13 protein-coding genes and 1 other RNA gene are annotated in these 13,196 nt (G+C 52.3%); 6 read left to right on the forward strand and 8 right to left on the reverse strand.

The window, feature by feature from the left end; all coding sequences use genetic code 11:
- Positions 1–56 precede the first annotated feature (56 nt).
- Complete coding sequence (locus tag ABKW30_RS13305) at positions 57–1,292, forward strand: alanine racemase (protein ID WP_348599794.1); 1,236 nt, start codon at positions 57–59, stop codon at positions 1,290–1,292.
- On the opposite strand, the gene ABKW30_RS13310 is transcribed toward ABKW30_RS13305, so the two are convergent.
- The 8 genes from ABKW30_RS13310 to ABKW30_RS13345 form a co-directional block, all read right to left on the reverse strand.
- Complete coding sequence (locus tag ABKW30_RS13310) at positions 1,287–2,498, reverse strand: lytic murein transglycosylase (protein WP_348599404.1); 1,212 nt, start codon at positions 2,496–2,498, stop codon at positions 1,287–1,289. The genes ABKW30_RS13305 and ABKW30_RS13310 overlap by 6 nt on opposite strands.
- Positions 2,499–2,615: 117 nt before the next feature.
- On the reverse strand, positions 2,616–3,434 hold the full coding sequence (locus tag ABKW30_RS13315; protein ID WP_348599405.1) for a GH25 family lysozyme: 819 nt from the start codon (positions 3,432–3,434) through the stop codon (positions 2,616–2,618).
- A gap of 111 nt (positions 3,435–3,545) precedes the next feature.
- The gene (locus ABKW30_RS13320; RefSeq protein ID WP_348599406.1) at positions 3,546–4,205 is read right to left on the reverse strand and encodes a class I SAM-dependent methyltransferase; all 660 of its coding nucleotides are present in this window, start codon (positions 4,203–4,205) and stop codon (positions 3,546–3,548) included.
- Between the two features lie 3 nt (positions 4,206–4,208).
- Positions 4,209–5,474 (reverse strand): DUF3419 family protein, encoded by a 1,266-nt coding sequence (locus ABKW30_RS13325; RefSeq protein WP_348599407.1) that lies wholly within the window; start codon positions 5,472–5,474, stop codon positions 4,209–4,211.
- 169 nt (positions 5,475–5,643) lie between these two features.
- Positions 5,644–6,684 carry an HlyD family secretion protein gene (locus ABKW30_RS13330; protein ID WP_348599408.1) on the reverse strand — a complete coding sequence of 347 codons (1,041 nt, stop codon included), beginning with the start codon at positions 6,682–6,684 and terminating at the stop codon, positions 5,644–5,646.
- A 3-nt stretch (positions 6,685–6,687) separates the two neighbouring features.
- On the reverse strand, positions 6,688–8,256 hold the full coding sequence (locus tag ABKW30_RS13335) for an MFS transporter (RefSeq protein ID WP_348599795.1): 1,569 nt from the start codon (positions 8,254–8,256) through the stop codon (positions 6,688–6,690).
- An 81-nt stretch (positions 8,257–8,337) separates the two neighbouring features.
- Complete coding sequence (locus ABKW30_RS13340) at positions 8,338–8,754, reverse strand: MarR family transcriptional regulator (RefSeq protein WP_348599409.1); 417 nt, start codon at positions 8,752–8,754, stop codon at positions 8,338–8,340.
- A gap of 115 nt (positions 8,755–8,869) precedes the next feature.
- On the reverse strand, positions 8,870–9,370 hold the full coding sequence (locus ABKW30_RS13345) for a GNAT family N-acetyltransferase (RefSeq protein ID WP_348599410.1): 501 nt from the start codon (positions 9,368–9,370) through the stop codon (positions 8,870–8,872).
- Positions 9,371–9,546: 176 nt separating this feature from the next.
- On the opposite strand from ABKW30_RS13345, the gene ABKW30_RS13350 reads away from it, so the two are divergent.
- From ABKW30_RS13350 to rnpB, 5 genes are all read left to right on the forward strand, one after another.
- Positions 9,547–9,915, forward strand: coding sequence for a hypothetical protein (locus tag ABKW30_RS13350; RefSeq protein ID WP_348599412.1), 369 nt, complete (start codon positions 9,547–9,549; stop codon positions 9,913–9,915).
- Between the two features lie 121 nt (positions 9,916–10,036).
- The gene (locus ABKW30_RS13355) at positions 10,037–10,756 is read left to right on the forward strand and encodes a DnaJ family molecular chaperone (RefSeq protein ID WP_348599413.1); all 720 of its coding nucleotides are present in this window, start codon (positions 10,037–10,039) and stop codon (positions 10,754–10,756) included.
- A complete protein-coding gene (locus tag ABKW30_RS13360) occupies positions 10,743–11,507 on the forward strand; it encodes an N-acetylmuramoyl-L-alanine amidase (protein WP_348599415.1) in 765 nt (254 codons plus the stop codon). Before ABKW30_RS13355 ends, ABKW30_RS13360 begins: the two co-directional genes overlap by 14 nt.
- 214 nt (positions 11,508–11,721) lie before the next feature.
- The gene (locus ABKW30_RS13365) at positions 11,722–12,480 is read left to right on the forward strand and encodes a transglycosylase SLT domain-containing protein (RefSeq protein ID WP_348599416.1); all 759 of its coding nucleotides are present in this window, start codon (positions 11,722–11,724) and stop codon (positions 12,478–12,480) included.
- An 88-nt stretch (positions 12,481–12,568) separates the two neighbouring features.
- An RNA gene (rnpB, locus tag ABKW30_RS13370) (RNase P RNA component class A) lies at positions 12,569–13,002 on the forward strand.
- Positions 13,003–13,196: the final 194 nt, after the last annotated feature.

A 13,196-nucleotide genomic window follows, 5' to 3' on the forward strand; every position in this document is an offset into this window, starting at 1 on the left:
GACTTTCATCCGTCACTTTCCCTTGCTAAGAGTTTGTAATGACGCAAAACACACAGATGCAACGATTCGCCACCGCCCGTGATGCAGCGCTTGAACTACGCCCGGATCAACCGGTCTACTGCTTCCGGCCACAGGTACTCGTCGAAGACGCTCATAACTTCATGAAGATGTTTCCCGGCGAGACTGCTTATGCAGTTAAAACCAATGGCGAAAACCTCGTGCTGGAAACGCTTGCGCGCAATGGCATCAATACGTTTGATGTTGCTTCGCCGGGTGAATTTGCAGCCGTTCGAAAAGTCGCGCCGAATGCGCATATGCTCTACATGCATCCGATCAAGGCTCAGTCGGATATCCGCTTGGCGCTCGAAACATACGGCATCCGCATCCTTGCCGTGGACCATGAAGACGAAATTGCCAAGGTAACGCGCATTGTACGGGCTTTGGACATTGATCCGGGAAGCATAACTCTATACGTGCGATTGCAGACGAAAGGACATGCGGCCTACGAGCTTTCGAAGAAATTCGGTGCTGCTCCCGCGCATGCGGTGGAACTGCTGCAGCGTTCCGAGAAGATCGGGTATAAAGTTGGTCTTTGCTTCCATGTTGGCAGCCAGATCGATGATCCAGACACTTATGAACGCGCATTACGCGCCGCGGATTGGGTAAGAAACCGTGCCGGCGTAACATTGGCGGGACTTGATGTTGGTGGTGGTTTTCCCGCCGAGTATGGCCATGATCCTAAACGCAAACAGGTTGAGATGCCCTCGCTGGGTCAATTGATGTCGCGTTTGCGCGGGGACATCAATGAATATGGCTTTGGTGATTTACCTTTGGTCGCGGAGCCCGGACGTGTGATCGTTGCGAGAGCATTTTCATTGATTGTTCGCGTACTTCTGCGCAAGGGCAGGCGGCTTTATATCAATGACGGTATTTGGGCGTCACTGTCGGATTCTTGGACCGGCAAAATCACCCTGCCAGCTCGCTTCATCCCTGATCCAGCCAAAAAGCATCGAAATGGCAATCCGGAGACCATTGTGCCGTTTCGTGTCTGCGGCGCGACGTGCGACTCTGTTGATATTCTGTCGCGTCCGTTCTGGCTGCCGGAGACTGTAGATACTGGGGACTGGATCGAGATTGGCAATATCGGCGCTTATTCCCTGTCGCTGCGTACGCGGTTCAATGGTTTCTACCCGGACACATTTGTCGAGGTAGAAACACCGTTTGATGCTGGAAGTCGGCCGGAAGGTTTTGCTTCGCTTGAGACGATGGAATACGCTTCGCAGGAATTATAGCTTGTTCAGCAGTTCCGGCGTTGGCCAGGAATCGGCAGGCAGGCCAAGCCGCATCTGTTCTTCGCGAACTGCGTCACGTGTCAGAATGCCGAATACGCCGTCAATCTTCGGGCCCATATCATGACCACGCGCGGCAAGCTTGTTCTGCAGTTCCTTCATTTGTTCCGGAGTTAGACCCTGTTCAGGCGTTGTCTGCTCCAGTGGACCAGCACCGGCAAGGCGGGTGGCGAAATACGCTGCTGTGGTCGCGTAAATGATGGATTTGTTCCACTCAACGAAAATGTCAAAGTTTGAATAGGACAGAAAGGCTGGCCCCTTGCGACCCATCGGCAGCAGCAACGATGCATCGCCATCATCCGGACCAAGCGGACCTTTCAAGCCCGTTACACCCCATTCAGCCCACTTGGAGTGAGGCAGGCGATTGGTGCGGATTGCATTTTCCCATGGTAGCTCTTTTGTAAGCTTGACTTCTTCAAGCCATGGTTCGCCCTTACGCCAGCCAAGATCGCGCATAACGCGGGCGGCTGTCATGATTGCATCGGGTGAAGAGCCCTTCAGATCAACCTTGCCATCCCCATCGCCGTCTACGCCACGTTCCAGATAATCAGTGGGCAGCATTTGCATCTGGCCAATTTCACCGGCCCATGCGCCAGTGGTTTTTGCATCGACAACGCCGCTATCGAAAAGCTTAAGCAGCGCGATCAACTGCGGGCGGAAAAGCTCTGGCCTGCGGCAGTCAAAGGACAGCGTAAGGAGCGCGTTCAACGTATCGAAATCGCCCTGAACGGCACCAAAATCAGTTTCAAGTCCCCAAAAAGCGGAGATCACCGGGCCGGGCACGCCATATTCGGCTTCAGCCTTGGCAAAGGTATCGGCATATTTCTTCAAATTGGCAGCGCCCTGCTTAAGGCGATAATCAGCAACCATTCGCGACGAAAATGTCAGAAATGTCTGGCTGAATACGCCTTGCGCGCGGTCGCGCTCCAGCACTTTGTCGTCCATGGAAGCTTTGAAAAGCTCGCTGATGCCCTTGTCGCTGACGCCCGCTGCTTTCGCTTCGGCAATCAAGCCATTGAACCAAGGTTCAAGTTCACCGCCACAGGCAGGCTTGGCGACAACGGGTTGCGCAGGTGCAACCTGATCCAGCGCTTGCGCGCTCGATACGGCAAACAGACTGGCGGCAATGGCAATCGATATTTTATTCATAGGGAAATCTCGTTGAATGACGGGCGCGCCAACGGCACGCGCACTTTCCCTGCCTAATGCACGATAATGCCCGCTAGGTGAAGTCACAGAATAGAGAGAAAGTCGGGGAGTGGAGCTTTATCGTACCTTGTTGCGTACCAGCCACTGTTTCCAGGCGCTTTCACTTCCGGCAAAGACATTAATATCCGCATCACCGCGAATGCCGGGAATCCCGCCCGTGCCCGTGTACTGCCAGAACGTCCAGGGATGGGGCCCGTATTTTTCATCAGGGTGTCCCGCAACCGAGCGTAGCCAGAAGGGATAATTGGCGAGTTGGCGCAAATCATTATCATCGAAGAAATCGACGGTCGTGTAGATAATGGGACGCTTACCATAGTGGCGCTCAACCATGTCCATGAAAGTGCGCATCTCGCTGCGAACAATTGCAGCATTCGGGCGCAATTTGCATGTGGGTGAAGCAGCATTCCACTCCATGTCGAGCACGGGCGGCAGAGCACCGGGATCATTCGGCACGTTGCGGATGAACCAGCGGGCCTGATCTGCTGCTGATCGGCAGAAATAGTAGAAGTGATAGGCACCCCTTGGCACGCCAGCCGCTCTTGCTGCTGCCCAGTTTTCAGCAAAGCGATCATCAACCCGGTCACCACCTTCTGTTGCCTTGATGAAGGCAAAGGATATGCGGTTTGAACGAACAGTCTGCCAATCTATCGTGGACTGATATTTCGAAACATCTGTACCATGAACCGGATAATGCCACGGTGTTTTGCCGGTCCATTCATGCGGATCGCTATCACCATAGCGCGGTGCGCTGACCTTGCCGCTTGGAGCGGCCATTTGTCCGGAAGCAACAGGTTTCTTCGCATCCTGAAAGTTATAATCGACGGTGGTACAGCCGGTTAAAAGAAGTGTCATCAAAGCGGCTGCAAGGCGTTTCATATAAGGTTTTCCGCGGCTGGATCATTGGTCGGCATAAGGGTGCAGCCTTAGAGATGCACTATTATGCTTAACAGATCATGAGGGCCGCGCTGGCACACATAAAATTGAAGTCTATGCGCTTTTTCGGCGTATTGTCGTTATCCAGGAAAACCCTCGGTAAAGCCTCTGCTTGTGTACTGTGGCATTGTTCTTTGCAGCCACAGCATCGGCTACGTCGAATAGTTCATTGCGTGGTGTGACATGATACCAGTCCAGCCACGTATAAAGTGCTTTTCGAGCAATGAGCGGCACATCAGCCAGATCGCCGAAGTCCACGATGTGGAGAGAGCCGTTGGGTGCAAGATGGCTGACTGCCTCTTGCACAACCGTTTGCCATTGCGGGATCATCGAAACGGCATAGGAGATAAAAATCCGATCAAAATGCCGACGTCTAAATAGCGTTTGCGGACTGAAATCGGCGGCATCAGCGTGGGCGAGATGAACACGTTTACCAAGGCCGACAGCTTCAATTTTCTTGTGGGCGGTTGCCAGCATTTCGTTTGAAATATCAATGCCGTAAAGTGATGTCTTGGGATAAGCCTCGCCGGTCAGAACCAGATTGCGGCCTGTACCGCAGCCAATCTCAAGGATGGAACCGCGTTCCGGAGGGTTGAGACCGGCAATCATCGGATCTCGGCCCAGCAGATAGTATTTTCGTGTAGCATCGTAAAAATGGCGCTGATGCCGATAGACGCGATCCATGAGAGGACCATGTTCGATCTTGGTAAACATGAATCAATCCTTGAGCGCGTAGAGATGGAACCCGCCATAGATGGAAGAGCGGTCGCGAGCGTGAAGTTTTTGCGATAGTTCTTCCTGATATTCCCAGCGATCAAGCAAAGCGTCCTCAACACGCCCCGGTAGAAGGGATGGCTCGGCAGCAGTGCGGAAAATCACTCGTGCGCCCGAGGCGGCTGTGCGGGTGATTTCGGCCCAAAGTTCATTGAGTTGTGCATCGTTCATCCAGTCCTGTGCATCGAGCAGGATGAAGCGGTCGACCGAATTTGCAGGCTTTGCGCTTAGAAATTCCGTGTAAGACGCATTAACGACGCTCATCCGACCGGCACGCTCCCGCACTGAAGCAAAGTTATTGCGGGAAAGATAAGGCGGTAAGGGCCCTGTTTCCGCATCGTCGCTATAGCCACGACCAAAGGCTTGCCAGGCAAAATAATTCTCTGACAGGGGAAAGTCGCAAGCGAGCTTTTCAAGGCGGCCCCGCAACACCTTTGCCATATCGCCGTTTCCGGCGGTGGCAAGCGCATCATATTGTTGCGGCGGAATACCAAGTCCGAAAAGCGAGGATTTCCGGGTGGTTGCCCAGCGGATCATGCGTTTGTCAAAGAGTGGTGCGAGGGCAGTGTCGAAATAGACCCGCTGTTCAGCCAGTGTCGACGCTTTCAATATGTCTCGCGGGTCAATGCCATAAAGCTTGGCTATGCGATGGCCCATGCCGATAAACACGCCGAGCAAGCCATGGCGATAAAGGTCTCGCGAAAAAATAGTGATACGCCGCCGTCCGGAAAGCATCCGCTTTTCCCAGTAAACGCGACTGGTTGCATCAAGGTGTGACTGGATGAAGCGTTCATAAGCTCGCAAATTGGCCTTGCTGTCCGCTGTTCCGTAGAAGCGGTAAAAGGCATCATAGTTCGGAAGATTGACAACCGCTGCAAGCTTCAGGCGGTTGAACGCAACGTGAGCGGTATTCAAATCGACTGCTTCCACGCTAGCGGGGTCAGCGGTCAGGTAGGACATGGCATTGCAGCCACCGGATGCAATCGTAACGATCCGGTGGCCCGAGCGAATTTGCAACGCCTCCATATCAACTTCAGGGTCTTCCCAGATTTGCGGGTAGACCAGCCCTTTGAATAGGTGAGCGAACAGTCTTTCGGAGAATCCAGCGCGTGACAAAAGACTGTTTTGCCGGACGGCGCTATTCAGCTTCTCATTTTTGACGTGAGGGCGAGGGAGCGGCGTATTTGCAGACTGTCGAGCAATTGGCATCCAAACGAATCCCCTTTATTGGAAATTCCTGCTCGCCTAGCACCCGGATGTAACAAGTCAGTGACGCGTCCATGACGCAATGGTTGAAGATCATAACAATTTGATTCAAATTTTATAGATAAGCGGTTGGCTTGCGAATCAAAATGCCACAATGCGTTCTTTGTATCTTTCAGTGTTCCGGTGCCTCTGTGCGTACCACTACCGACATGCCCGGTGCCAGATATTGTGCAAGGTCTTGGCCCTGATCGACTGATATGCGCACAGATATGCGTTGTGCGACCTTGGTGAAGTTGCCGGTGGCGTTATCGGGTTTCAGTACGCTGAATTCGGAGCCTGCGGCCGGTGCAAACCGTTCCACCTTGCCTGTCAGTCTTTTGCGATTGAGTGCATCGACGGTGAAGCTGACAGGCTGGCCAAGGGTGATATTGCTGAGCTGCGTTTCCTTGAAGTTAGCAATGATCCAGACCTCGCTCGGAACAATTGCCATCAGTTGGGTTCCCGCACTGACATATTGCCCGAGCTTGACGCCGACCTCACCGATGGTGCCATCGCGGGGAGCCACAATTCTTGTATTCGACAGATCGATATCGGCCAATTCAACCGAAGCGTTTGCTCCTGCGACAGCCGCTTCCAGCGAACCGCGGCTGACTTTGATCGTTTCAAGGTCCTGATTGGACACTTCGAGCGCTGCCTTTGCCTGCGTTACGGAAGCTAGAGCCTGCTCCAACGCTGTTTCGCTTTGCTCGGCATCGCTCTTTGTCAGTACGCCCTGGCGGGCCAAAGGTTCGATACGGGCCCAATTTGCCTGCGCACGCCTCAATACGGCCTGAGCACTGTCGAGTTGTGCCTGACTTGAACCAATGCGTGCTTCGGCAGCACGCTGCTGCTGCGTCGAGTTGTCAAGAGCAGCCTGTTGACTGGCGAGTGTGGCTTTTGCCTGATCCAGCTTCTGCGCAAATATGCGGTCATCGATTTTTGCCAAAAGCTGACCCTGCTTGACCTTGTTGTAATCCTGTACAGGCACATCAACGATGTAGCCATTCAGCTGCGGGCTTATGAGCGTAACGTAACCCTTCACATAAGCATTTTCAGTCGTTTCGACATTGCTTTGAAATGGTGGCAATCTCCAGGAGTAGAGAACAAGGATAAGCCCGGCAATTCCGATAAGGATCGCAATTATTGTTGCTGAGTGGCGTAAATATCTGGTCATGGATTAACTCGTTTGAACTGTGAGATACGCTTCCCGACTGCGAAAAAATGCGCGCAGGGAAACGTGCGTTAAAAGGATGATAAGTGCCAGAAGCGAAATAGCTGCGATCAATAGAAATGCGTCATTATAGGCGAGAATATTGGCCTCTCGCGTTGTCTGTTGTGATAGCAGGGCTATGCCTTCGGCATTTAACAGGGTGCTGTCCGTAATCGATCGGCTATAGCCGCCGGTCAATTGGGTAATTCTCTGCACCACCAGCGGATCAGAAAGCACAATGCTCTCTGCCAAAATATTGGAATGGAATTTCTCGCGTATGGTGATGAATGTACCGAAAACAGCTTGCCCGAAAAGCCCGCCAAGGCTCTGCGTGGCTAGAAACACGATGATGAAGCTCAGAATGTAGTTGGGCCCACGCTTTAGTGCGGAACTCAATCCGACAGACATTGCCGGGGGCAGGAACAGGGCTGTTGCCGCAGCAATGCAGGCTTGACTGAGATACATTTGCGCAGGGCGTGTCAGGTTGGTCGACTGGCTATCCATATAGGAACCAGCAATCAGCAGAATCAAAGCAACCGCGTGGATCGCGGGTACTCTGCCCGGTGTCATCACTGCTGCACATGAAAGCCCCGCTACAATCATTGCAACCATGGAAACAATGTAGATCATGCTGATCTGATCATTCAACAGGCCGAGGTTTTGGAAGAAATTATTTGCGACAGTTGATTGTTCCGAGACTACAAGCCTGAATAGAAGGATGGTCCCGGCAAAATGGACGACCTCCTTGCTGGCAATCCAGCGGATGTCGAGCAGCGGCTTTTCGCGGTTAAGCTCGATAACGACTGCCGCGGTTATAGTCGTAACCGCCACGGCAAGAAGTACACCGAGCCAGGGAGCTTCAAACCACCAATACAGCCTACCTGTTACGAGGGTAACTGCTGTACAGCCGAAACCGATGGCTATGAGGAGGTAGCTGACTATATCCAGTTTTTCGATAACTTTAGCCCTTGGTATAGGGGCTAGGGGTAGTAGGTAGATGACACCAAATGCGATGAGGGCAAGTGAAATTTCGAATGTGTAAAGCCCACTCCATTGGCCAATGTCCAACAGAGTTGGCGAAAGCAGACGGGCTAGTGGCGAAGCAAGCGATATATTGGTGAGCACGATACATACGGCGATGGTCAACTTGCGGGCAGGCGGAAAGGCCTCAAGTGCATATAGGAAGGCAAGGCTTGACAACGGAGCTGCGGCGATACCGCTGACAAAGCGGATGATAATTGCCGATTGCAGATCGGTAACGACAAGATGCAACAGCGACACCAGCACGAAAATTGCAAGACTCAACTGCGCGAAGTTTCGCAGTCCATACTGATTTCTGATTTTAATGAGTGCGATTGAAAGACTGACGTTCGGTGCCATATACGCAGCAACGAGCCATGTAGTTTCGGTGTTTGTTGCGCCGAGATAGCCTTGAATCTGCGGGATGTTGGTCGCGATCAGATTCATTCCCAGACCCTGCGTCATAGAGAGCAGGGTTGATGCACCTATATAGGCTGCCGAGCGAAGCGGATGCATCGGAACGGGGGCAACAGGTGTCGGTGAGGCGGTTCTGATTGGATTATATCCAACAAATTCAGCTTCGGGAATCATTGCAACTCAATCCCTCCCGTCGAGTTCGCCAATATTGCGATTGATTGACTGAAGAACGTCAATTGTCTTCTGCAAATCCTCATCCCCGATACCAGCCAGAACGTCGGCACGAAGTCTCTGGGCAAGGTGATTAACCTTTTTGGCCAGTGTCCTCCCTGTCGGCGTGATATGGATTTCCTTGGCGCGCCGGTCGCCTTCCGCCTCTTTGCGCTGAATGAAGCCTTGACCTTCCAGACCATCAAGCAGACGCACCATGGTTGGTGTTTCTATATCCAGCTCTTCCGCAAGCTCTTTCTGATTCAGAACTTCCAACCTGTCCAGAAGCATCAATGTTCGCGCTCTGGCCTGCGTCAGGCCGAGTTCTTTCACACGCGAATCAAAATGCGTGCGCAGCTTTCTGCTGGCTCTGCTCAATTCGTCCACGAAAATGAAATGCAAACCGCGATGCGCCATAGATAGCCATGTAATAAGTAGGTTGCTAATTATTAATACGCGATATAACTTCAAATGAATGAGTTATCAAGGCTTTGACATGGATTTAACGCAGATCTAGACGCAAAAGCTCGTCCGTGTAGGACTTGCCGTCGATACGCAGGGCATCCTTTTCAACACCGAACACGGTAAAGCCAAGATCGAGATAAAGTGTTCGGGCAGATATATTCGCAGCCATGACAGTGGCATGCAATGTATCGACATGATCCCGGGCGTAATCAATTACCGCTTGCGTCAGCCTTTTTCCAAGCTGGTGCCCACGCCATTGCTCGTCGACATAAACGCCCCAAAGGAGGCCTTTATGTTTTTGCTTGGTTTTAGGATTGCCTGCGAAACCTGCAACCCCGACCAGTATATCGTCCGCAAATGCGCCGAAAACGACATTTGGCGAAGCATCAAGACGTCGGCGGATCTCGCTTATGTCGAGATCAACCTCTTCTTCATAACTTGAGCCAAATGCTTCGGGCATGGCTTTCAAGCCGCGCAAACGCAGTTTCTGGAATCGCTCAGCATCGTCACTATTCAATATCCGGATGGGGATAGTCATGTGCCAAACTCCGCAATGTTGCATATTCTTGACAGCCAAATGACGAATGCCGCCATGTTTACAAAGAGTTATCCACACAAGAGTTGATTGAAAATAAAAACAGAACTCCATTCTGCCTTATTTCAGATAGAGTGGAGGCGAGGGGCCACTTGAGTACCTAGGAGAGGATTAAACATATGAAGAATAAACTTGTTATCGCATTTGCGACCGTCTCACTTTTCGCATTGGCCGGTTGCGGTGAAAGCGAACAGAAGTCCGAACAGGCACCGGCAACCACTGAAGCGCCTGCACCAGCTCCGGCACCAGCACCAGCACCAGCACCTGCGGCAGATGAACCGGCAAAGCCAATGACTGCTGAAGATGCGATGAAGACCATCAAGGAGCAGGCCGCTACAATGACGGCTGAGCAAAAGCAGCTGGCTATCGAAACTGGTCGTAAGGCTGCTGAAGATGCCGCAAAAGCTGCTGGACAGACAGCGGATCAGATCAAGGCAGCCGCAGATGCAGCTGAAAAGGCCATTAAAGACGCGCTTGGCGTTCAATAAAATTTAATCTGCGGGTACGGCAGGCCTTGTGTTTGCCGTATCTGCGCACATTCACATCAAACAGTTTTGATGCGTGAATATCTCTCTCGCAATTGCGAAAGAATTTGAATAAAACAGTGGCATGTCCATTTGGCGCCGCATCAGCGATTTTATCACCACTACAGCAGTCGATGCTTTCTCCAGCATCATCGAGGCCGTGCGCACCGCGTTTGAGGGCGATCCTGAAACGCGTCGTCGTGTAGCGTTTTCGATAGCCATGATTGCCCTGTCTGCCAAAATGGCAAAGGCGGACGGTGTCGTATCCCAAGCTGAAGTCAACGCGTTCCACGATATTTTCCATGTTCCCTCACAATATCAGGATCAGGTCACCCGGCTTTATAATCTGGCCAAGCAGGATGTTGCCGGTTACGAGACCTATGCGGCACAGCTCGCTTCATTGTGCGGTTCCGGGCATCGCAACTGCCAGATGCTGGAAGATGTGCTGGATGGCCTCTTTCACATCGCCAAAGCAGATGGCGCCTTGCACGACAAGGAGTTGACGTTCCTTGGAACCGTAGCGGAAATCTTTGCTCTCGACGAAGAAAAGTTTGATCGCATTCTAGCGCGGCATGTCGGCCGTGGGCAGGCGGACCCATATTTGGTGCTTGGTCTTGGCCGAAATGTGAATTTTGAAACGGCGCGCAAGCAATATCGAGCGCTGGTACGGGAAAATCACCCTGATATGCTGATTGCGCGCGGTGTTCCGGAAGAGTTTATTGCTATCGCCAATCAGCGAATAGCAGCTATCAATGCGGCTTGGGAAAAAGTCGAAAAAGACCTGAAGGCATATGAGCGCGTTTAAGCCTGATCATTTGCGCGCTGCCGTTCATGCTTCGCCAAATTTTGGTCCCCGGAAGGATGGAAAACGTCCGCATATTCTTATCCTGCATTATACCGGCATGGAGACCGGCGAAGCCGCAGAAAACTGGCTGACCAATCCGGAAAGTGAAGTTTCCGCGCATTATGTCGTCCACGAAGATGGCAGGATCGTGCAGTTGGTGCCCGAGAGTGAACGCGCATGGCATGCGGGAAAGGGTTCGTGGAAGGGAGAGACGGATATCAACTCCTGCTCCGTCGGGATTGAAATCGTCAATGGTGGCCCCTTGCTCGCATTCCCTGTGTTTCCAAGTGAACAGATCGATGCGGTCATCGACCTCTGCAAGGGCATAATCTCGCGCCATGGTATCCGGCCTGAAAACGTTCTCGCCCATTCGGATGTAGCCCCGGCACGCAAGATTGATCCCGGCGAGAAATTTCCCTGGCCTGTCTTGTTCAACTCCGGCGTGGGACACTGGGTCGATCCGGCACCTGTGCGCGGTGGCCGGTTCTTTTCTGCTGGGGATCAGGGACAGCCAGTTGAGGCACTACAGTCAATGTTAGCCCTTTACGGCTATGGCGTTCCCATCGATGGGGTCTTCGGAAATGCGACCGAATTGAGTGTTTTAGCCTTTCAGCGCCACTTTCGGACCACGAAGGTGGATGGAGTCGCGGACATGTCAACCATTGAAACGCTGCACAAACTGCTTTTAGCACTTCCAGCACTGTCCGCATAACTTATTGAAGTTTAAATTCTTTCTTGAATCATTTTGTGCATTGCAGCATATATATTTCAATGGGTTACACAAAGTTATTTGATGGATCACCATTCGGCTGCATTGGGCCGTCAAATCCTTAGCCAGTGTTTCGGGTATGCCCTTTTGAAATTTTGGGCTCGGAACTATCCCGGCGCGCATCTTTCGTGCGGCCCAAGCAATTAAACGGAAAACGATGAAAAATAGATTTGGTATGATTTGCGCCCTTGTGGGGGCGGTGGCTTTGTTTGGCTCAAATTCAGCATTCAGTAAACCGGCAGATGCCCAACCGACGAACCTTGCTGATTATCTGAAGGCTAAGCGCGTTGAAGCCGACAAGAAGAAAGCAACAGAAAAGACTGCAAAGAAGGCCGACGAAAAAGGTCAGAGCAAGAAGATTGGTGCCAAGGCTTCATCCGCTAAAAAAGTTTCAGTAAAAACTCAGCGTAGCTACAAGAAAGCTTCGGGCTCCAAGCGTCCGGTTGTGCAGGCCAAGGCTCGCGTCAAAACCACTACCGTAAGCAGCCGCGTTGATACCATGACAACAGGCAGCGTTGCTTCCGCCGCTGCTGCTGGTGGTTCAACCAAGTATTCGAGCATCATCACTTCCTATGCATCGTCATATGGTGTGCCGGTTGCTCTTGCTCATGCGGTTGTCCGCGTTGAAAGCAACTACCGCGCAGACATGACTGGCCGCGCAGGTGAAGTTGGTTTGATGCAGATTAAATATTCCACCGCGAAGGGTTTGGGTTATACGGGTAGCCGTCAGGCACTTTACAACCCGGATACGAATATTCGCTGGGGTATGAAATATCTTGCCGGAGCGCATAAGCTTGGCAACGGGACGACTTGCGGCACTATCCTGCGTTACAATGCTGGTCACGGTGCTACCCGGATGAATCCGATTTCGGCCAATTATTGCGCCAAGGTAAAGTCCCAGATGGCTGCCAATTAAGCAGCCAATCTGATACATTGAGGAGGGCCGGATAATTATCCGGCCTTTTTCATTTGCCTTTTCTGGAAGATAAGCATTTATACGGGCGCCAGCTGGCCGGGCAGCCGCGCATGTCATAAGCCGAAAGGCGGCATGTGAGGAAAGTCCGGGCTCCAGGGAAACACGGTGCCGGATAACGTCCGGCGGGGGCGACCCCAGGGAAAGTGCCACAGAAAGGAAACCGCCCCGTCTTTCGTTGTGTCGAGTCCTCGATGGACAGGACGCAAGGAATGACGGGGTAAGGGTGAAAGGGTGGGGTAAGAGCCCACCGCGCAACTGGTAACAGTGGTGGCAAGGCAAACCCCACCGGGAGCAAAACCGAATAGGGACGGCGTGCCCAGCGAAAGCTGGGCGATCAGTTTCCGGGTCAGTCGTCCGGGTAGGTTGCAGGAGGCGGATGGCAACATCCGCCCAAGATGAATGGCTGCCGCGCCGGACGTAAGTCCGGCCATACAGAACCCGGCTTACAGGCCAGCTGGCACTTTAAACTCTCCGATTATTTATCATTCTCCCGAAAGGGAGGGATGCGGATTGCGATTCCTAACGCTTCATTAAGCTTAATGAGGGATAAATTCAGAATCGCCGGAAGTGTGCTCGGATTAGTAGAGCACTCCCATGTTGTGTACTCTAATCCCATTGACGCCCATAGTGCCCCATGATATCGATTGATTTCATCA

The sequence above is a fragment of the Phyllobacterium sp. SB3 genome (assembly GCF_040009165.1).
Taxonomy (GTDB): Bacteria; Pseudomonadota; Alphaproteobacteria; order Rhizobiales; family Rhizobiaceae; genus Phyllobacterium.

Coding starts and splice junctions, on each gene's coding strand:
- ABKW30_RS13365 (WP_348599416.1), top strand. CDS start 11,722: ATGAAAAATAGATTTGGTATGATTTGCGCCCTTGTGGGGGCGGTGGCT.
- ABKW30_RS13320 (WP_348599406.1), bottom strand. CDS start 4,205: ATGTTTACCAAGATCGAACATGGTCCTCTCATGGATCGCGTCTATCGG.
- ABKW30_RS13335 (WP_348599795.1), bottom strand. CDS start 8,256: ATGCATCCGCTTCGCTCGGCAGCCTATATAGGTGCATCAACCCTGCTC.
- ABKW30_RS13315 (WP_348599405.1), bottom strand. CDS start 3,434: ATGAAACGCCTTGCAGCCGCTTTGATGACACTTCTTTTAACCGGCTGT.
- ABKW30_RS13330 (WP_348599408.1), bottom strand. CDS start 6,684: ATGACCAGATATTTACGCCACTCAGCAACAATAATTGCGATCCTTATC.
- ABKW30_RS13310 (WP_348599404.1), bottom strand. CDS start 2,498: ATGAATAAAATATCGATTGCCATTGCCGCCAGTCTGTTTGCCGTATCG.
- ABKW30_RS13360 (WP_348599415.1), top strand. CDS start 10,743: ATGAGCGCGTTTAAGCCTGATCATTTGCGCGCTGCCGTTCATGCTTCG.
- ABKW30_RS13355 (WP_348599413.1), top strand. CDS start 10,037: ATGTCCATTTGGCGCCGCATCAGCGATTTTATCACCACTACAGCAGTC.
- ABKW30_RS13305 (WP_348599794.1), top strand. CDS start 57: ATGCAACGATTCGCCACCGCCCGTGATGCAGCGCTTGAACTACGCCCG.
- ABKW30_RS13325 (WP_348599407.1), bottom strand. CDS start 5,474: ATGCCAATTGCTCGACAGTCTGCAAATACGCCGCTCCCTCGCCCTCAC.
- ABKW30_RS13345 (WP_348599410.1), bottom strand. CDS start 9,370: ATGACTATCCCCATCCGGATATTGAATAGTGACGATGCTGAGCGATTC.
- ABKW30_RS13350 (WP_348599412.1), top strand. CDS start 9,547: ATGAAGAATAAACTTGTTATCGCATTTGCGACCGTCTCACTTTTCGCA.